This is a genomic window from Actinomyces oris (assembly GCF_001553935.1).
GTDB lineage: Bacteria > Actinomycetota > Actinomycetes > Actinomycetales > Actinomycetaceae > Actinomyces > Actinomyces oris_A.
In genome coordinates, this window is sequence record NZ_CP014232.1 from 2,042,363 (window position 1) to 2,061,921 (window position 19,559).

Annotated in this window: 14 protein-coding genes; 7 read left to right on the forward strand and 7 right to left on the reverse strand. The window is 69.2% G+C overall.

The genetic code is table 11. The features are described from left to right. Positions 1–7 precede the first annotated feature (7 nt). The 4 genes from rsgA to AXE84_RS08265 all read right to left on the reverse strand — a co-directional run bounded on the left by rsgA (position 8) and on the right by AXE84_RS08265 (position 5,589). The gene (gene rsgA / locus AXE84_RS08250) at positions 8–1,126 is read right to left on the reverse strand and encodes a ribosome small subunit-dependent GTPase A (protein ID WP_060957532.1); all 1,119 of its coding nucleotides are present in this window, start codon (positions 1,124–1,126) and stop codon (positions 8–10) included. Beyond that, complete coding sequence (aroA, locus tag AXE84_RS08255) at positions 1,126–2,592, reverse strand: 3-phosphoshikimate 1-carboxyvinyltransferase (protein ID WP_081093130.1); 1,467 nt, start codon at positions 2,590–2,592, stop codon at positions 1,126–1,128. The genes rsgA and aroA overlap by 1 nt, the downstream gene beginning before the upstream one ends. Beyond that, the gene (locus AXE84_RS08260; protein WP_060957534.1) at positions 2,589–4,865 is read right to left on the reverse strand and encodes an NADP-dependent isocitrate dehydrogenase; all 2,277 of its coding nucleotides are present in this window, start codon (positions 4,863–4,865) and stop codon (positions 2,589–2,591) included. Before AXE84_RS08260 ends, aroA begins: the two co-directional genes overlap by 4 nt. A gap of 223 nt (positions 4,866–5,088) precedes the next feature. Next, positions 5,089–5,589 carry a DoxX family protein gene (locus AXE84_RS08265; RefSeq protein WP_060957535.1) on the reverse strand — a complete coding sequence of 167 codons (501 nt, stop codon included), beginning with the start codon at positions 5,587–5,589 and terminating at the stop codon, positions 5,089–5,091. A gap of 374 nt (positions 5,590–5,963) precedes the next feature. On the opposite strand from AXE84_RS08265, the gene AXE84_RS08270 reads away from it, so the two are divergent. From AXE84_RS08270 to AXE84_RS08280, 4 genes are all read left to right on the forward strand, one after another. Beyond that, a complete protein-coding gene (locus tag AXE84_RS08270) occupies positions 5,964–6,632 on the forward strand; it encodes a sigma-70 family RNA polymerase sigma factor (protein WP_010613374.1) in 669 nt (222 codons plus the stop codon). Then, complete coding sequence (gene rsrA, locus AXE84_RS08275; protein ID WP_060957536.1) at positions 6,629–7,066, forward strand: mycothiol system anti-sigma-R factor; 438 nt, start codon at positions 6,629–6,631, stop codon at positions 7,064–7,066. Before AXE84_RS08270 ends, rsrA begins: the two co-directional genes overlap by 4 nt. A gap of 157 nt (positions 7,067–7,223) precedes the next feature. Beyond that, positions 7,224–7,298 carry a 50S ribosomal protein bL37 gene (locus AXE84_RS13520; RefSeq protein ID WP_370538935.1) on the forward strand — a complete coding sequence of 25 codons (75 nt, stop codon included), beginning with the start codon at positions 7,224–7,226 and terminating at the stop codon, positions 7,296–7,298. A 294-nt stretch (positions 7,299–7,592) separates the two neighbouring features. Continuing rightward, the gene (locus AXE84_RS08280; protein WP_060957537.1) at positions 7,593–8,327 is read left to right on the forward strand and encodes a YczE/YyaS/YitT family protein; all 735 of its coding nucleotides are present in this window, start codon (positions 7,593–7,595) and stop codon (positions 8,325–8,327) included. An 18-nt stretch (positions 8,328–8,345) separates the two neighbouring features. Here the strand turns inward: AXE84_RS08280 and AXE84_RS08285 are convergent, their stop codons facing one another. The 3 genes from AXE84_RS08285 to AXE84_RS13010 form a co-directional block, all read right to left on the reverse strand. Continuing rightward, entirely contained in the window at positions 8,346–8,939 is a 594-nt protein-coding gene (locus AXE84_RS08285) for a GDSL-type esterase/lipase family protein (protein ID WP_003785741.1), read from the reverse strand. Positions 8,940–9,069: 130 nt separating this feature from the next. Then, positions 9,070–12,897 (reverse strand): multifunctional oxoglutarate decarboxylase/oxoglutarate dehydrogenase thiamine pyrophosphate-binding subunit/dihydrolipoyllysine-residue succinyltransferase subunit, encoded by a 3,828-nt coding sequence (locus AXE84_RS08290; RefSeq protein ID WP_060957538.1) that lies wholly within the window; start codon positions 12,895–12,897, stop codon positions 9,070–9,072. 203 nt (positions 12,898–13,100) lie between these two features. Further along, positions 13,101–15,278: a tetratricopeptide repeat protein gene (locus AXE84_RS13010; RefSeq protein WP_060957539.1), complete on the reverse strand. Its 2,178-nt coding sequence runs from the start codon at positions 15,276–15,278 to the stop codon at positions 13,101–13,103. Between the two features lie 876 nt (positions 15,279–16,154). On the opposite strand from AXE84_RS13010, the gene AXE84_RS13015 reads away from it, so the two are divergent. The 3 genes from AXE84_RS13015 to AXE84_RS08305 all read left to right on the forward strand — a co-directional run bounded on the left by AXE84_RS13015 (position 16,155) and on the right by AXE84_RS08305 (position 19,226). Further along, positions 16,155–16,328, forward strand: coding sequence for a hypothetical protein (locus AXE84_RS13015; protein WP_167542050.1), 174 nt, complete (start codon positions 16,155–16,157; stop codon positions 16,326–16,328). A gap of 478 nt (positions 16,329–16,806) precedes the next feature. Beyond that, positions 16,807–18,150, forward strand: a complete 1,344-nt coding sequence (locus AXE84_RS08300; RefSeq protein WP_060957540.1) for a hemolysin family protein — start codon at positions 16,807–16,809, stop codon at positions 18,148–18,150. Beyond that, complete coding sequence (locus tag AXE84_RS08305) at positions 18,147–19,226, forward strand: hemolysin family protein (RefSeq protein WP_060957541.1); 1,080 nt, start codon at positions 18,147–18,149, stop codon at positions 19,224–19,226. Before AXE84_RS08300 ends, AXE84_RS08305 begins: the two co-directional genes overlap by 4 nt. The last annotated feature ends 333 nt before the right edge of the window (positions 19,227–19,559 follow it).

Genomic DNA, 19,559 nt, shown 5'->3' on the forward strand with positions numbered 1-19,559 from the left:
GAGTGTTTCAGGGCCGGGTGGGGTCCTCGGCCTCCAGTGAGGGGGCCAGCAGCCGGCGGAAGGACTCCACCCTTGCGCGCCGCTCCTCGCGGGCAGCCGAGGCTCCCGAGGCGTCCGGCCCGTCCGCCGTGCTCGCCCACTCATCCAGGGCGCAGTCGACGACGCCCTCCTGATGGGTGCAGCCCCGCGGACAGTCCTCGGCCACGCCGGCCAGGTCCGGAAAGCCCCTCAGAACGTCGGCGCTGCCGACGTGGGAAACCCCGAAAGAACGCACGCCGGGGGTGTCGATGACCCAGCCGCCCCCGGGCAGCTCGAGGGCCTGAAGACTGGTGGAGGTGTGGCGGCCCCGGCCGGTGACCTCGTTGACGTGCCCGGTGGCGCGGTCGGCCCCGGGCACGAGCGCGTTGATGAGCGTGGACTTGCCGACCCCGGAGTGGCCCACGAGGACTGAGACGTCGCCGTCAAGCGCTTGGCGGACCGCTTCGACACCGTCGTCGGGCCGCTCGCCGCAGACCTGTGAGGGCCCGGTCTCGGGGCCGTGGGGGCGCAGTCGCGTGGCCAGGCAGCGCACACCCAGGGGGCTGTAGAGGCCCGTCAGCGGGGCGGCGTCGGCCAGGTCGGTCTTGGTGAGCACGATGAGCGGCTCCATGCCGGCGTCGTAGGCGGCCACGAGGTAGCGGTCGATCATGCGTGGGCGCGGCTCGGGGTCGGCCACGGCGGTGACGATGACGAGCTTGCCGGCGTTGGCGACGATCGCTCTCTCGGTGCCGGCTCCGTCCCCGTCCTCGGCGCTGCGGCGCAGCAGGGTGGTGCGCTCCTCGATGCGGACCATGCGCGCCAGGGTGCCCTTGCGGCCGCTGGTGTCCCCGACGACGGCGACCCGGTCCCCGACGACGACCTTGCCCCGCCCCAGCTCACGGGCCTTCATGGCGGTGATGTTGCCGCTGGAGTCCTCAGTGAGGCTGGGGTCGTCCAGGCGGATCCGGTAGTGGCCGCGGTCGATGCGGGTGACCATGCCCAGGGCCGCGTCGGCGTGACTGGGGCGCTGCTTGGTGCGCGGGCGCGAGCCCCGGCCGGGGCGGACCCTCACGCGCGGGTCGTCGGTGCCGATGTCGCGGCGGGCCATCAGACACCATCTCCGGGGGTCTCCGGCTCGCGATGCGAGGCGGTGGCGGGCCCGGTACCGCCCCCACCGGAGGTGGCCAGCATGGCGGCCCACAGGTCCGTGAAGCCGGGCAGCGTCTTGGAGGTGCACTCGACGTCGTCCAGGCTCACCCCTTCCACGCTCAGGCCGATGACGGCGGCGAAGGTCGCCATCCGGTGGTCGGCGTAGGAGCGCAGGGCGGCGCCGTGCAGTGGGGCGGGGCGAATGATGAGCCCGTCGTCGCTCTCCTCGGCGTCCCCGCCCAGGAGACGGATCTGGGTGGCCAGGGCCGCCAGGCGGTCGGTCTCGTGCCCGCGCAGGTGCGCGATGCCGGTGAGGACGCTGGTGTGGCCCTGGGCTCCGGCGAGAGTGGCCAGGGCCGCCACCGTGGGGGCCAGCTCGCCGACGTCGGACAGGTCCGCGTGGATCCCGGTCAGCCGCCCGGAGCCGTGAGCCGTGAGCAGCCCGTCGGTGAGCCTCGCCTCCCCGCCCAGGCGGGGGAGGAGCTCGCGCCAGGCGTCGCCGGCCTGGGTCGTGGCCGCCGGCCAGTGGGGGACACTGACTCGGCCCCCGGCCACGAGGGCGGCCGCCAGGAAGGGGCCGGCGTTGGACAGGTCCGGCTCGATCACGACCTCCCCCCCGCGCGGACGCCCGGCGTGGACCCGCCAGGTGCGCTCGCCGTCACCGGCCCCGGGGGCGGGCTCGTCCACGGCGATGCCCCGCTCGCGCAACGTCGCCACCGTCATGGCCACGTGCGTCAGTGAGGGCACCGGCCCGGTGGGGGTGAGCTCCAGGCCGCCGGGCAGGAGTGCTCCCAGGAGCAGGAGGGCGGAGACGAACTGGGAGGAGGCCGAGCCATCGACCGCCATCCGAGTGCCCTCGGCTCGCAGGAGGGCGCCGTCGCCGGGGCCGACTCGGAAGGGCAGGAAGCCGGGCGCACCGAGGTGGGTGACGTCCGCGCCCAGGGCGGCCAGCGCGTCGAGCAGAGGCGCCATGGGGCGGCGCCGGGCGGCCTCGTCCCCGTCGAAGACGACCGGGGCGTCGGCCAGCGCGGCCAGGGCGGGCACGAAGCGCATGACGGTCCCGGCCAGGCCGACGTCGATGCGTCCGACGCCTTCGGATCCGGTCTGCACGTGCAGCGGCAGGGGAGCCGGCGTGACGCGCAGGTGCGTGCCGGTCTCGTCGAGGTTCTCGAAGCGGGCGCCGAGCACGCTCAGGGCGGCGAGCATGAGCTCGGTGTCGCGCGAGCGCAGGAGCCCGGTGAGTGTCGTCGGCGCGTCGGCGAGCGCGGCCAGCAGCAGGGCCCGCGCGCTTAGCGACTTCGACCCCGGCAGCTCCACGACGGCCTCGAGCGCCCCCGCCGCCACCGGCGCCCGCCACGGCTCGGCCGATCCTGCCGAGGCAGCCGAAAGGGCCGCAGGGACGCCAGCGCCGGGGGCATCGGTCATGCCAGGGCCTCGATGACCGCGTTGAGGGTGGTCGAGGGTCGCATGGCGGCGTCGGTCAGGGTCGCATCGGGGCGGTAGTAGCCGCCGATGTCCACCGGGGAGCCCTGGACGGCCAGCAGCTCGGCCTGGATCGTGTCGATGAAGGCCTCGAGCTGCTGGGCGATCGGGGAGAAGACGGCGGCGAGTTCGGGGCTGGTCTCCTGCGCGGCCAGCTCGCGGGCCCAGTACAGGGCCAGCCAGGCGTGCGAGCCGCGGTTGTCGATCTGCCCCAGGCGGCGTGCCGGGGAGCGGTTCTCCTCCAGCAGCCGGGCCGTGGCGGCCTCCAGTGCGTCGGCCAGGACCTCGGCGCGTTCGTTGCCGCTGACCTGGGCCACGTGGTGGAAGGCCTCCGCCAGGGCCAGGAACTCACCCAGGGAGTCCCAGCGAAGGTAGTCCTCCTCGAGGAGCTGGCGCACGTGCTTGGGGGCCGAGCCCCCGGCACCGGTCTCATAGAGGCCGCCGCCATTCATCAGCGGTACCACCGAGAGCATCTTGGCGCTCGTGCCCAGCTCGAGGATGGGGAAGAGGTCCGTGTTGTAGTCGCGCAGCACGTTGCCGGTCACCGAGATCGTGTCCTCGCCGCGGCGGGCGCGCTCCAGGGACAGGCGCGTGGCCGCCACCGGGTCCAGGACGCGGATGTCCAGGCCCACGGTGTCCTCATTGGCCAGGTAACGGTTCACCAGGTTGATGAGGACGGCGTCGTGCCCGCGCTCGGGGTCCAGCCAGAAGACGGCCGGGGCGCCGGTGGCCCGGGCCCGCGTGACCGCCAGGTGCACCCAGTCGCGCACGGGGGCGTCCTGGGTGGTGCAGGCCCGCCAGATGTCGCCGGTGGCCACCTCGTGGGATAGCAGCACCGCACCGGGCTCGGCCCCAGCCCCCTCGACCGCGACGACCTCCACGGTGCCGTCGGCCGGGATGAGGAAGGTCTTGTCGTGGCTGCCGTACTCCTCGGCCTTGCGGGCCATGAGACCCACATTGGGCACCGAGCCCATCGTGGCCGGATCCAGAGCCCCGTGGGCGCGGCAGTCATCGATGACGGCCTGGTAGACCCCGGCGTAGGAGGAGTCCGGGATGACGGCGAGCGTGTCCGCGGTCTGGCCGTCCGGCCCCCACAGGTGGCCGCCGGCCCGGATCATGGCGGGCATGGAGGCGTCGATGATGACGTCACTGGGCACGTGCAGGTTCGTGATGCCGCGATCGGAGTCCACCATGGACAGGCGCGGTCCGGCGGCCAGCTCGGCCTCGATGGCGGCGCGGATCTCCTCACCCTGGGGCAGCGAGTCCAGTCCCGCCAGGATCGAGGCCAGCCCATCCTCGGCCCGCAGACCCGCCTCGGCCAGGACCCTCCCGTAGGTGGAGAAGACCCCCGGCAGGGCGGCGCGCACCGCGTGACCGAAGATGATCGGGTCGGAGACCTTCATCATCGTGGCCTTCAGGTGCACCGACAGCAGCAGGTCCTCATCCTTGGCGGCGGCCACCTGCCCGGCGAGGAACTCATCCAGGGCGGCGGCACTCATGAAGGTGGCGTCCACGACCTCCCCGGCCGTCACCGGCAGCGACTCCCGCAGAACGATCGGCTCGCCGCCGTCGGCCGGGCGCAACCGGATCTGCAGGGTGCCGGCCTCGGGCACGACGACGCTGCGCTCATTGCGCCGGAAGTCCCCGGCCCCCATCGTGGCCACGCGGGTGCGCGACTGGGGTGACCAGGCCCCCATCGAGTGCGGGTGGGAGCGGGCGTAGGCCTTGACGGCCGCCGGGGCGCGCCGGTCCGAGTTGCCCTCACGCAGGACGGGGTTGACGGCGCTGCCCTTGACGGCGTCGTAGGCGGCGCGCGCCTCGTGCTCGGCGGGCGTGGCCGGGGAGTCGGGGTAGTCGGGAATCTCGTGGCCCAGGGCCTGGAGCTCGGCGATAGCGGCCTTGAGCTGGGGCAGGGAGGCCGAGATATTGGGCAGCTTGATGATCGTGGCCGCCGGGGACTGGGTGAGCTCACCCAGGCGGGCCAGGTCGTCGTCGGCCAGGGAGAAGGCCGCCAGGATGCGTCCCGCCAACGAGATGTCCGCCGTGCCCACGCTCACGCCCGCCCGCTGGGCGAAGCCGCGCACGATCGGCAGGAAGGAGTGCGTCGCCAGCATCGGGGCCTCATCGGTCCAGGTGTAGACGATGTCGGGCTGGGCGGCCTGCTCCGACTGGGGTGACTGGCTTGCCTGAGCCGGCTGGGCGGACTGGACGGTCATGAGTGCTCCCTAGCGTGTCGATGACGTGTCTGCGCGTGGTGGTCAGCGGTGCGGGCGCGTGCGCGCGCCGCGACCGGTCGGAAGTGGACCGGGGCGAGAGTAGCCGCCGCCTGTGAAGCCCAGGTGACAGGTGCCGGAGCGCTGCAGGCGGAGATGGCGGTGGGCCGACGTCGGCCCCTGGCCCGGAGCCAACGGGAGCCGACGTCGGCCCGACCAAAGGCGCTCAGGCAGTCACGTAGCGCTGCTGAACGGCCTCGTTGGCGGCCTGCATCGCCTCGCGCTGCTGACGGGCGTTGCGCACCTGCCAGGCCAGGGACGGCCTGCCCTGACGGTCGACGGCGGCCAGCGCGAGCCCGGCCCCCAGGGCGGCCCCGCGCAGCAGCCCGGAGAGGGCCTCCTTGCGGGCCTGCATCCCCTTGACCGCCCAGACGGGGTTGTTGACCACGGTGAGGGGCACATTGAGGGCCGCCAGGATGGTGGCGTTCGTGCGGGGTGCCCGGCCGGTGGCCAGCCCCAGCCCGGCCACGAGGCTCACGGCACCCGAGGCGCGGGTGAGCAGCCGGGCGTCGGAGGCCAGCACGGGCGGCAGGCCGACCCGCTCCAGCGTCGGGGCGACCTTCTCGAACTTCTCCACGTGGCGCGAGGGGCGCACCAGGGCATCGAGTCCATCGACGATGAAGGGCGCGGCGAGCATGGGGCGGGCGAAGGAGCGCAGAATGTTCATGCCCCCATCCTGGCCTACGCGGGCGGCTCGGGCCAGCGATATCGCTGCTCGAAGGTGGTGCGTGCCTCGCTCAGGGCGGACGGGGAATGAAATCAGGGCGCCATCGCGTTGGCCGGGACATGAGTATCCAGCACTCGATCGTGTCGCCGACGAGCCGGACCGCCCGCCGGCGGGGCGCACCGCCGAGTGGGCCGCGCGGCCGCCGAGAGCGGCCCGGCCGACAGGACCGGCGCCGTCGGCACCGGGATCTGCCGGGAGGACCCGCCACGATCACGGAGGCGACGACCGAGACGATGACTGAGACTGAGACGGTGACCAAGGCTCGTGGCGTCGGTCGGGTCGAAGACTCCCCGGGCACGTTAGGCTCGTGGCTGATGACGGACATCGACGACCACACTGATGAGATCACCCTGGATGAGGTGATCGATCCTGACGATGGCGCACGCGATCTGGACCGGGCGCCAGCCGATGAGGACGAGGCCGCTCGGGCCGCCCGTTTCGAGGCCGAGGCCCTGCCCTACCTCGACCAGCTCTACGGCGCCGCCCTGCGTATGACCCGCAACCGGGCCGATGCCGAGGACCTCGTGCAGGACGCCTACGCCAAGGCCTTCGGCTCCTTCCACCAGTACCGGCCCGGCACCAACCTCAAGGCCTGGCTCTACCGGATCCTGACCAACACCTTCATCAACTCCTACCGCAAGAAGCAGCGCGAGCCGCTCCAGTCCGACGCGGAGACGGTTGAGGACTGGCAGCTGCACCGGGCCGCCTCCCACGACTCGGTGGGGCTGCCCAGCGCGGAGAACCTCGCCCTGGACGCCCTGCCGGACTCCGACATCAAGGACGCCTTGGGCCAGCTCACCGAGGACCGGCGCCTGGCCGTCTACCTGGCGGACGTGGAGGGCTTCTCCTACAAGGAGATCGCCGAGATCATGGACACGCCCATCGGGACCGTCATGTCCCGGCTGCACCGAGGTCGCCGCCAGCTGCGCGAGCTGCTGGCCGACTACGCCCGAGAGTACGGATATGGGGAGGAGGAGAAATGACAGACCGCATGGAACCGGGAACCCCCGGCGACAACAGCGCCGATCCCACCAAGGGCCCCAAGACGGCGGACGGCTCCCAGGACTGCTCCTGCGCCGAGGCCCGCGCCCACCTGGAGGCCTTCCTCGATCGCGAGTGCACCGCCGACCTGGCCGAGCGCCTCGCCCAGCACGTGGCCACCTGCTCGCACTGCTCCCGCCTCGCTGACGCCGAGACCCACTTGCGGGAGATCCTGCGCTCTCGGTGCGCCGAGCAGGCCCCTCCCGAGCTGCGCGCCCGGGTCCTGGGGCGCCTGTCGGCCCTGCGCGCCACCGCGGTGAGCGTGACGACGACGTCGACCACGACCCGGACCCAGGCCTCCGCCTCCGGGCGGGTCGTGCGCGTCGTGGAGTCCCGGGTCGAGTCCTCCCGGACCGTCCGCTTCGAGCACGACTGAGGGAGCAGCCGGGCCCCGGCTGCGACGTGCGCCGACGTGTGGTCGCCTTCACCGGCTGGTCAGCGGCGCCAGACTGGCCCAGGCGCGCCGCCGTGTGCGAGAATCAGCGGCGTTCCGTGCCCCCTCGTGGGGCGAGTCAAGACACGAGGAGGCAGTGATGAGCAAGCGCGGTCGTAAGCGTCGTGCACGCGCCAAGTCCAGCGCCAACCACGGCAAGCGTCCCAACGCCTGAGCCGGGTAGCGCACTGAGCGCAACGCCCTGAGACATACAGCCGTCGGCCGGTCACCACTCATGGTGACCGGCCGACGTCGTTCTTAAGCCGTCCCGGAACTGTCCTGGTCAGGCACCGATTCGCACTCACAGCCTGGGTCCTTCGGCCTTGACGGTCATGAGACGGTGAGGTGTGAGCCGCGGAACATGGCCTGATTCGTGGTGAGGGGACACTGTCCAGCCTCTCACCGAGAAACCCGGTGGTGTCTCGTGGGTATGGCCTTGCCGGCTCCTCCTCAACGACGGCGGTGTGACATGAACCTGAAGAACCTGACAGCACCAGACCAGTGGACACTCTCTGACAACTCGCTCCTGCGGCGCATCCTCGTGTGCTTCCTGGGGGAGGTGATCACGGCGGTCGGGATCGCGATCTGCCTGGAGGGCAAGAGCGGTGTTGACCCGTTCACCGCCTTCCTCCAAGGCATCTCCCACGTCTCTGGGATCTCCTTCGCGGCGATCGTCCCGATCGTCAACATCATCATGCTGATCCTCGTCTTCCCCTTCGACCGGTCCATCTTCGGCCTGGGGACAGTCATCAACTTCACCGTCGTGGGTGTCCTCGTGGACTACTTCCGCCCGATCTACCGCAGCTTCTTCCATGTCGAGTACTCCTTCGGCAGCATGCTGCTCCACCTGGCGATCGGGCTGCCGCTGTTCTGCCTGGGAGTCTCCATGTACATCACCTGCGACCTGGGCCAGTGCCCTTATGACGGGATCGCGCCCTCGCTCAGGCGGCACTTCCCGCGCTACAGCTACCGCGTCTACCGGCTGGTTCAGGACATCGTCACAATCTTCCTGGCCCTGCTCCTGATCAGGTTCGACCTCTCGCTGGGCATCGTCGCCCTGGGTACGGTCATCATGGGCTTCTTCATCGGCCCCATCGTCGGTTTCTTCAACAACCACGTCTCCAACCGCCTGGTGGGGATCAGCGGCGACATCTTCGCCGTCGCCGAGTCGTCGTCTGACGAAGGCTCCCCGGCGCCTGCCTGACCGGCGGGTATCGAGGCCTCAGGACTCGGGGCGCTCGACGCCGAGCCACTCGTACCAGCCGCGGTGCAGCACCAGCCAGGCCAGCAGACCGTACCCGGCCTGGCCCGGGTGCGTGCCTCCGGCGGCGGCGACGTCGGCTGTCCACTGCTCGTGGTTGCGCAGCGGCTCGAAGGCGTCCACGTAGGGCACGTTGCGCCGCAGGCACACCTCCTCGGCGGCCTGGGACAGCTGGGCGGTGGCGTCGGGGTCGGCCTCCGGCAGGGGAGGAGGCCCGACGACGAAGCACTCGCGGTGGTCGGAGGCGGCCGTGTCGAGGATATTGGCCAGGGCCAGGCGGGAGCGGGCGTAGGAGATGCCGGCGAGCACGTCGGCGACCCCCAGCCCCACGACGAGCCGGTTGATGCCGGTGTGCGTGGAGCGCCGGGCCACCTCGGGCCCCCAGCGGTCGGACATCTGCGCGGTCGTCTCACCGGGAACCGCCAGGGAGGTCCACAGGATGTCGGCGTCCCGGGGTGTACGGGCCATGACTCGGCCCGTCCATCCCAGGGCGCGCCCGTCACCATGACCGGCCACCAGCTCGTCACCGATGAAGCTCAGCCTCGTCTCACGCATGACAGCGCCTCCTCATGCCTCATGATCCCTCATGCTGTCTTGACATTATCGTGACCTTGCGCTGTGACGGTGGAGGCTGACGGCATTTCGGCGGGGCTGACCCGGGAGGGGCCGGTGGACCGGCCTCGTCTCAGTGGCGGGTGAAGGCCTGGCGGAGGATCTCCTCCTGCTGGGCGCGGTGGAGACCGGCGGTGCCCACGGCCGGGGCGGCGGCCTCGGGCCGGGAGACCAGCGTGGGCAGGACGCCGCCGGTCAGGTCGGTTGGCAGGTTGAGCGCCAGGTAGGGCCACATGCCCTGGTTGGCGGGCTCGTCCTGGACCCACACGAGCTCGGCCCCGCTGAAGGGGGCTAGTGCCTCGGCGATGGCCGAGCTCTCCAGCGGGTAGAGCTGCTCGAGGCGGACGATGGCCGTTCTCGTGTCCCCGGTCTTGGTCCGGTGGGCCAGCAGGTCGTAGTAGACGCGACCCGAGCACAGCAGCACCCGGTCCACGCCCTGTTTCTGCGCCGAGGTCAGGACGGCGTCGTCGGTCTCCCCGATGACCGGCTGGAAGGTGCCGGAGGTGAAGGCCTCCACCGGGGAGCAAGCGGCCTTCAGACGCAGCAGCTGCTTGGGGGTGAAGACGATCAGCGGGCGGCGCGGGCGGTGGTAGGTGTGCTCCCGCAGGAGGTGGAAGTAGCTGGCGGGCGTGGAGGGCTGGGCCACCAGCATGTTGTCCTGGGCGCACATCTGCAGGTAGCGCTCGATGCGGGCCGAGGAGTGGTCGGGTCCCTGCCCCTCCTGGCCGTGGGGGAGCAGCATGACCAGGCCGGAGCGCTGCCCCCACTTCTGGGCGGCGGAGGTGACGTACTCATCGATGACGGACTGGGCGCCGTTGGCGAAGTCGCCGAACTGGGCCTCCCACATGGTCAGTCCCTCGGGGCGCTCCACGGAGTAGCCGTACTCGAAGGCCAGGGCGGCGTACTCGCTGAGCAGGGAGTCGTAGATCTCCAGGGGCGCCTGGTCCGGGGTCAGGAAGCTCAGGGGCGTCCACTCCTGCCCGGAGGTGTGGTCGTGCAGGACGGCGTGGCGCTGGGCGAAGGTGGCGCGGCGGGCGTCCTCGCCGGCCAGTCGGATCGGCACGCCCTCCATGAGCAGGCTCCCCAGGGCGATGAGCTCCCCGAGCCCCCAGTCGATGCCGCCCTCGCGGGTGGCCTCGCGGCGCTTGGAGAGCATGGCCTGGAGCTTGGGGTGGACGGTGAAGGACTCGGGCCAGGCGACCTGGGCGTCGCCGATGCGCTCGACGACGTCGCGCGGCACGGCCGAGGTCCAGCCGAGCATCATGCCGGTACCCGCCCGCTGGGAGTAGGGGATCTCCAGGGAGGACAGGGGCACGCCCACCTTCGTCGGGTCCGACAGGTCCTGTGTGGAGGTGTCGGTGGCGTCCCCGGCGTCGTCGGAGCCCGTGCCCCCGGTGACCTGGATGCGGGCCTCGGTGAAGACCCGCTCCAGCTCGTCCTGGTAGCTCTTGGCGATCTCCTGGGCCTCCTGCGGGGTGATGTCGCCGCGCCCCACGAGGGCGGAGGTATAGACGCCGCGGGTGGAGTCCAGCGAGTCGATGAGCCGGTACATGAGCGGCTGGGTCATCGAGGGGTCGTCGCCCTCGTTGTGGCCGCGGCGCCGATAGCAGATGAGGTCGATGATGACGTCCTTGTGGAAGGTGCGTCGGTACTCGTAGGCGTGGCGGGCGGTGCGGGCCACCGTCTCGGGGTCGTCGGCGTTGACGTGGAAGATCGGCACCTGCAGGCCCTTGGCCAGGTCGGTGGCGTAGATGGTGGAGCGGGCCGAAGCCGAGCCGGTGGTGAATCCGATCTGGTTGTTGACGACGACGTGGACGGTGCCGCCGGTGCGGTAGGCGGGCAGCTGGCTCATGTTGAGGGTCTCGTAGACCACGCCCTGGCCGGCGAAGGCGGCGTCACCGTGGACGAGGACCGGCATGACCGTGTAGCCCTTCTCGCCCAGGCCGATGCGGTCCTGCTTGGCGCGCACGATGCCCTCGACGACGCCGTCGACCGTCTCCAGGTGGGAGGGGTTGGCGGCCAGGGAGACGCGGGTGGAGACGCCGTCGGTCCCGGAGAAGACGCCCACGGTGCCCAGGTGGTACTTGACGTCCCCGGTGCCGGCGCCCTCGATGACGCCGTTGCCCTCGAACTCGTCGAAGACCTGGCCGTAGGACTTGCCGGCGATGTTGGTGAGCACGTTGAGGCGGCCGCGGTGGGCCATGCCGATGACGACCTCGTCGAGGCCGTCGTGGGCGGCGGCGTCGAGCAGGCGGTCCAGGGCCACGATGAGGGACTCCCCGCCCTCGAGGCTGAAGCGCTTCTGGCCCACGTACTTGGTCTGCAGGAAGGTCTCGAAGGCCTCGGCCTGCTCCAGCTTGGTGAGGATCCGACGGCGCTCCTCGTCGGCGATGTCCTCCCAGTCGCGCTCGAGCCGCTCCTGCCACCAGGCGCGCTGCGCGGGGTCCTGGATGTGCATGTACTCCACGCCCACGGTGCGGCAGTAGGCGTCGCGCAGCATCCTGAGGATCTCGCGCAGGGTGGCCCGGTCGCGCCCGCCCAGGCCCCGGGTGGGGAAGGAGCGGTCCAGGTCCCACAGGCTCAGCCCGTAGGAGGTGATGTCCAGGTCGGGGTGACGGCGCAGGCGGTAGGTGAGCGGGTCGTTGTCGGCCGCCAGGTGGCCGCGCTGGCGGTAGGCGTGGATGAGCTCGGCCACGCGCGCCGGCTTGCCGGTCTCCAGCTCGGGGTCGTAAGTGGTGTCACGCACCCACTTGACCGGCTCGAGGGGAATGCGCAGGGACTCGAAGGCCCGGTTCCAGAAACCGTCCAGTCCCAGCAGCTTGCGCTCCACCAGGCGCAGGAACTCACCGGAGGCGGCGCCCTGGATGACTCGGTGGTCGTAGGTGGAGGTCAGGGTGACGACCTTGCCGATGGCCTGGCGGGCCAGGGTGTCGGGGCTGGCACCGGCGAAGGCGGCCGGGTAGTCCATGGCGCCGACCCCCACGATGAGCCCCTGGCCGGGCATGAGGCGCGGCACCGAGTGCAGGGTGCCGATCATGCCGGGGTTGGTCAGGGTCACGGTGGTACCCCGGAAGTCGTCAAGGTCCAGCTTGTTCTCGCGGGCCTTGGCCACGAGGGCCTCGTAGGCCTTCACGAACTGGGACAGGTCCATGAGGTCGGCCTGCTTGATGGAGGGCACCAGCAGGCGGCGCTGCCCGTCGGAGCCGGGCACGTCGATGGCCAGGCCGAAGGCCACGTGGGCCGGCTCGTGCAGGACCGGCTTGCCCGCCTCGTCGACCCCGTAGGAGACGTTCATCGAGGGCATCTCGGTCAGGGACTCGACCACCGCCCAGCCGATGAGGTGGGTGAAGGAGACCTTGCCGCCGCGGGTGCGGGCCAGGTGGGTGTTGATAACGGAGCGGTTCTCAATGAGGACCTTGGCGGGCACGGCCCGGGCGGAGGTGGCCGTGGGCATGGACAGGGAATCGTCCATGTTCTTGGCGGTGCGGGCCGCCGCACCCTTGAGCCTGGTAGTGCGGTCCTCGTAGGCGTCACCGTCCTGGTCATGAGCGGGGTGGCCGGCCTGGCGCTGGGCGTAGGGGGAGGTCGGGGGCGCGGTGTCCGACGGCGGGGCCGGCGGCAGGTCGGAGCGCGTGACGTCCTGGACGGCGGAGGAGCGGCGCAGGGAGGAGGCGGCCTGGGGCGTGATGGTGGCCCGGCGCGGCCCACCGGCGGCCGACGACGCCGAGCCGTTGGAGGAGGCAGGGCCCGGTTGGTGCAGGCCGGCACCCGGATCGGTCTCGAAGAGCTCGCGCCACTGCGGACTCACGGAGGACGGATCCGCCGACCAGGCGGCCCGCATCTCCTCCACCATCCACTCGTTGGCACCGAAGCCTGGGCTGATCTGGTCCTGCGTGGGCACGTCGGGTCTCCTCGGAGCTCGTCAGTCTCCCGTTCCGACACTGGGAGCCTCAGCGGGACCCCGGGGGAGGAACGGCGGTGTTCACAGGACATCCTAGAAGGTGAAGGGCGTCTCATGCGAGCAAATACGGGACCAAAGACACATGCGTGTCCTGGGCGTGATGCGCTCGCGGCTGCGGGTCCGGCTGGCCCGGTAGCGGCGATCTACAGGTCTCGCCACTCCTCGAAGGCGTCGAGCCGGGACGTATCGCCGTCTTCGAGCGTGCGAGCCACCGCCTCGAGCAGATTCAGCCGAGGGTCCTCTTCGCGTCGGAGCCGCTCCAGGTTCATCTCGAATGACCAGTTGCCTGTCGTCACGCCCTCTGCCAGAAGGGCCTTGAGGGCTCCTCCGGACTCCTTGCGGTGTTTAGGAGAATGGGCAAACAGGTAGAAGTGGCATTCAGCAAGTAAAGGTTTCTCGTCATCGCTGGCGAGGGAGATCGCTTTCTCAACCAGGCTGATCGCCTTCTTGTCATCAGATTTGGCGAAGAGGATCTGAGCGTAGTTGCCGAGGTTGTTGGCGTTGGTGGGGTCGGCTGTGATGGCTCGTTGGTACATGTCCTGGGCCTGGTCCATGTCGCCGCGGATGTTCTTGAGGAAGATGGCGTAGTTGCCGAGGTTGTTGGCGTTGGTGGGGTCGGCGTCGATGGCTTGCTGGTACATCTGCTCGGCCTGGTCCATGTCGCCGCGGATGTTCTTGAGGAAGGTGGCGTAGGCGCCGAGGTTGTTGGCGTTGGTGGGGTCGGCGTCGATGGCCTGCTGGTACAGCTGCTCGGCCTGGTCCATGTCGCCCCGGATGTTCTTGAGGAAGATGGCGTAGTTGCCGAGGTTGTTGGCGTGGTGGGGGTCGGCTGTGATGGCTCGTTGGTACATGTCCTGGGCCTGGTCCATGTCGCCACGAATGTTCTGGAGGAAGATGGCGTAGTTGCCGAGGTTGTTGGCGTGGTGGGGGTCGGCTGTGATGGCTCGTTGGTACATGTCCTGGGCCTGGTCCATGTCACCACGAATGTTCTGGAGGAAGAGTGCGTAGTTGCCGAGGTTGTTGGCGTGGTGGGGGTCGGCTGTGATGGCTCGTTGGTACATGTCCTGGGCCTGGTCCATGTCGCCGCGGATGTTCTTGAGGAAGATGGCGTAGGCGCCGAGGTTTCTGGCGTTGGTGGGGTCGGCTGTGATGGCTCGTTGGTACATGTCCTGGGCCTGGTCCATGTCGCCACGAATGTTCTGGAGGAAGATGGCGTAGGCACCGAGGTTTCTGGCGTTGGTGGGGTCGGCTGTGATGGCCCGCTGGTACAGCTGCTGGGCCTGGACCGTGTCGTCCCGGATGTTCTTGAGGAAGGTGGCGTAGGCACCGAGGTTGTTGGCGTTGGTGGGGTCGGCGTCGATGGCCCGCTGGTACAGCTGCTCGGCCTGGCCCATGTCGCCGCGGACGGTGTGCAGGAAGTCGGCGTAACTGGCGAGGATAATGGCGTTGGTGGGGTCGGCGTCGATGGCCCGCTGGTACAGCTGCTGGGCCTGGCCCATGTCGCGGCGGACAATGTGCAGGAAGGTGGCGTAGGCACCGAGGATGTTGGCGTTGGTGGGGTCGGCGTCGATGGCCCGCTGGTACAACTGCTGGGCCTGGCCCATGTCGCGGCGGACAATGTGCAGGAAGGTGGCGTAGGCACCGAGGATGTTGGCGTTGGTGGGGTCGGCGTCGATGGCCCGCTGGTACAACTGCTCGGCCTGGCCCATGTCGCCCCGGATGTTCTTGAGGAAGGTGGCGTAGGCACCGAGGATGTTGGCGTTGGTGGGGTCGGCGTCGATGGCCCGCTGGTACAGCTGCTCGGCCTGGTCCATGTCGCCGCGGACGGTGTGCAGGAAGGTGGCGTAGGCACCGAGGTTTCTGGCGTTGGTGGGGTCGGCGTCGATGGCCCGCTGGTACAACTGCTCGGCCTGGCCCATGTCGCCCCGGATGTTCTTGAGGAAGGTGGCGTAGGCACCGAGGATGTTGGCGTTGGTGGGGTCGGCGTCGATGGCCCGCTGGTACAGCTGCTCGGCCTGGCCCATGTCGCCCCGGATGTTCTTGAGGAAGGTGGCGTAGGCGCCGAGGTTGTTGGCGTGGTGGGGGTCGGCTGTGATGGCTCGTTGGTACATGTCCTGGGCCTGGTCCATGTCGCCCCGGATGTTCTTGAGGAAGGTGGCGTAGGCACCGAGGATGTTGGCGTTGGTGGGGTCGGCTGTGATGGCCCGCTGGTACAGTTGCTCGGCCTGGTTCATGTCGCCCCGGACGGCGTGCAGGAAGATAGCGTAGGCACCGAGGTTTCTGGCGTTGGTGGGGTCGGCGTCGATGGCGCGTTGAAACATGGCGTTCGTTGAAGAAGGTGAAGCGCCTTCTATGAACATGGTGAAGGCTGATTGGCCTGTCTGTTGCACGGAAAGCGTGATATTTTGTAGTGTCGCAAATGTGCGCTCTGAGATTTTCCAATCTGCTTCGTCGGCGATGGTATCAAGAACTTCCCATTGATCCTCTCCTACTTGGCGTAAAAGGGGGGTGGTGTGGTTGATGAGTCTTGTAGCTTCTTTCCAAGTGTCATCCCAGTCGACTGTTTCCCATACGTCATCCTTGTGTGACAGGGAAAGGGAAGTCAGTTGATCTCTTGAGGCGGGGCCTAGGCCGATGCGACGCCAGTCCGCCGCTGCTTTGATGAGCGCTCCACACTGTGAGTGTTTATTGAGTTCGTCTGCGAATTTGGAGCGTACTGCTTCGGCGCATCCAAGTAGGGGGCCTAAGCCGACATTCTTGATTTGTGATAGCTGGTTTGCATAGGAGGTAAGTCTAACGTCATTGAGCTCTTTTGTTGACAATGACGGGCTGAGCGTGAGCCTTTCGAAGCGATTGACCACATCCCATCCCACTACTTTCTCGTTACTGCGATCGCTGTGTTTTACGTATTGTGAGTGCATCATGGTGGCTACGATGATGCACGAATTATTGACCCATCGGTTGAGTTGACCCAGTGTGAGACTTTGGTTTGACAGAAATCTGTCGAGATCGTCTAAGATGATAATTGATTCGGGTGGCGGCTGTTGGTTACTGTTGAGAAATTTCTCAATGTCGCCGGGACCTAGGGGGAACCAGCAGTAGGTGTTGGGCCATTGGGAGCGAATCGTCTCTATTGCTAGGCGCGTTTTTCCGGCCATGGATGTCCCCTCAATGAGGACGGGTATCCTGTTTCTGAGGTGCTCGACCAGTTGATCCTGGATATCCCGATGTACGAAGTCGGTGATATCTTTACGATCAGAGCGGTGAACTCGCAGGGAGTAGAGGTCTTTGTGGCTCAGATATTTATTTCCGATGCCATTCTTCAAGACGCCTGCCGTATCGGTGATTTGCTGTCTGTGGAAGCGTGCTGAGAGCCACTCGCGGAGCTGAGGTGTCGTGGCTGTTATGCCTCCGATTGCGTTGAGTGCCATGCATGCTGCGGCCCACTTGGGGCCGAGTGTGCCGAGGTATGGAATGGCTGCACCTACCACTGCGCCGCAGGCTGGCGCAAGGAGCCACCAGCCGGACTGGCCCGGATCAGTTGGGTGGACCGCTTTCTGCGGCTTTCGAGACAGCATCGCAACCTCCGCGCTCACTTAGCCTGTGGTGTAGGTTACCCCAATCGTGAGAAACCGGTCTCTCTGCGATGGCGGTGCGACACATGATGGCTACCTCGGCTTCGATTCCGCCGCGGTGGTACCGTTCGGTCACTATGCGATCGGCTTTCCGCCGGGCCTCGAGGCGCCGCACCCGCACGCACCGCGCCTCCCCGCCCGCCTCTGACCACCCCCACCCCGACTCGTCCGCCTCCAGCGTCCACGCCGCGTCCCACGTGGGGGAGGGGCCCGCATGATCGACTGGCTCATGATCGCCGTCGGCGTGGTCCTCACCGTGGGCACCGCCCTGTTCGTGGCCGGTGAGTTCTCCCTGGTCGCCCTCGACCCCTCCACCGTCGAGACCCGCGCCGCCACCGGGGACAAGCGCGCCACCACCGTTCAGCGGGCCCTGGGGCGACTGTCCACCCTCCTGTCCGGGGCCCAGGTCGGCATCACCCTGACCACCGTGCTCTTGGGCTACACCATGCAGGCGGCCCTGGCGAACCTGCTCACCGGCCTCATGAGCCACTGGCTGGCCGTCTCCGTGGCCACTGGCGCCGCGGTGGTCATCGCCCTCATCGTCGTCAACGCCTTCTCCATGGTCATCGGCGAGCTCATCCCTAAGAACGCCACCCTGGCCGACCCCATGCGCGCCGCCGGCCTCGTGGCCCCCTTCCTCATGGGCTTCACCACCCTCCTCAAGCCCCTCATCATCCTGCTCAACGGCGCCGCCAACGCCGTCCTGCACGCCATGGGCATCGAACCCGCCGAGGAGCTCAGCGGCACCCGCAGCGCCGGCGAGCTCGCCTCCCTCGTGCGCCACAGCGCCGAGGAGGGCACCCTCGACGCCTCCACCGCCACCCTGCTCACCCGCTCCATCGGCCTGGGGGCCCTGACCGCCGTCGACGTCATGACCGACCGGGGCCGCCTCCACACCCTCGAGGCCGACGACTCCGCCGAGGACGTCGTGCACCTGGCCCGCGCCACCGGCCACTCCCGCTTCCCCGTCATCGGCCGCGACATCGACGACGTCATGGGCATCGTCCACCTGCGCCGCGCCATCGGCGTCCCCTACGAGCGGCGCGCCGACGTCCCCGTCGCCTCCACCTCCCTCATGACGCCCGCGCCCCGCGTCCCCGAGACCATGCCGCTGGCCAACCTGCTCGTCGAGCTGCGCGCCCAGGGCTCCCAGATGGCAATCGTCGTCGACGAGTACGGCGGCACCGCCGGCGTCGTCACCCTCGAGGACGCCGTCGAGGAGGTCGTCGGGGACGTCGCCGACGAGCACGACCGCCGCCGCGCCGGCGCCCACCTCGACCCCTCCGGCCACTGGGTCGTCCCCGGGTGGATGCGCCCCGACGAGCTTGCCACCCGCGCCGCCATCCAGGTTCCCGACGACGGCCCCTACGAGACCCTCGGCGGCCTGGTCATGACCGAGCTCGGCCGCATCCCCGCCGTCGGCGACGTCGTCGACCTGCCCCACGCCTCACTGACCGTCGACGCCATGGACGGCCGCCGCGTCACCCGCCTCCACGTGCGCCCCAAGGACCCCGAGGCCGCCCCCGGAAGTCGAGGACCAGAGGGGGAGCGCCGATGAGTACTCCGCCCGCCCTCCTGCTCACCGTCATCCTCCTGGCCGGCAACGCCTTCTTCGTTGGCGCCGAGTTCGCCGTCACCTCCTCACGCCGCAGCCAGCTCGAGCCACTGGCCGAGGCCGGCGACGCTCGCGCCGCCACCGCCCTGTGGGCACTGCAGAACGTCTCACGCATGCTGGCCACCGCCCAGCTCGGCGTCACCCTGTGCTCCACCGGCCTGGGCGTCGTCGCCGAGCCGGCCATCGCCCACGCCCTGGAGCCCCTGCTCGCGGCCGTCGGCGTCGGGCACGCCGGCTCCCATGCCGTCGCCGTCGTCATCGCCCTGGTCATCGTCGTGGGCCTGCACGTCGTCGCCGGGGAGATGGTGCCCAAGAACATCTCCATCGCCTCCCCGGAGAAGGCCGTGCGCTGGCTCGCCCCGCCCCTGGTGTGGTGCTCGCGCGTCTTCAGCCCCGTGGTCAACGCTCTCAACGGCTTCGCCAACGGGGTCCTGAGGGTCCTGGGCATCGAGGCCAAGGAGGAGATCGCCGCGGCCTTCAACGCCGAGGAGGTCGCCTCCATCGTCGAGCGCTCCACCGCCGAAGGCGTCCTGGAGGACTCCACCGGCCTGCTCAGCGGCGCCCTGGAGTTCTCCGAGGAGACCGCCGGCAGCGTCATGGTGCCCCTGAGCGAGCTCGTCACCCTGCCCCAGGACTGCACCCCGGAGGACGTGGAGCGGGCCGTGGCCTCCACCGGCTTCTCCCGCTTCCCGCTGGTGGCCGACCAGGCCGCAGTTGAAGAGGGGGAGGAGCCCGTCATCACCGGCTACCTGCACCTCAAGGACATCCTCTACGCCGACGGCGCCGAGCGCACCGAGCCGGTACCCGCCTGGCGCGCTCGCGCACTCGTGCCCGTCGGCTACGACGACGAGGTCGAGGAGGCGCTGGCGGCCATGCAGCGCTCGGGGGCCCACCTCGGGCACGTGCGCAACGCGCAAGGGCGCTTCATCGGGGTCCTCTTCCTGGAGGACATCCTCGAAGAGCTCGTCGGCGAGGTCAACGACGCCATGCAGCGCGAGGAGCACCAGCGCCGTGATTAAATCGTGATTTAACGGCCGGAATCGGCGGATTCCCACAACATGGGCTGCCTGGGGCGACCATCGTCGATCGCTGCTCCAGCGCTGGTGGCCAGGCGCTGATTCCTTCGTATGGCACGCGAATCCGGTTAGCGGCCAGCTGGTCGGATGGAACCCCTGGGGTTTGTGTGAGAAGTGCAGGTCACACAAAGGTGTGCTGGTTCTCCTGGCAAGACTCACAGCGGACCGCTACTGTTTTAACCGAGTACAACCCAGGCTGTCGCTCTGGCAGCCACCATGTCGCCACAGCCGGGAGACCGGCCGCAACGACTTCCCTATGACACTCAGCCACCTGGA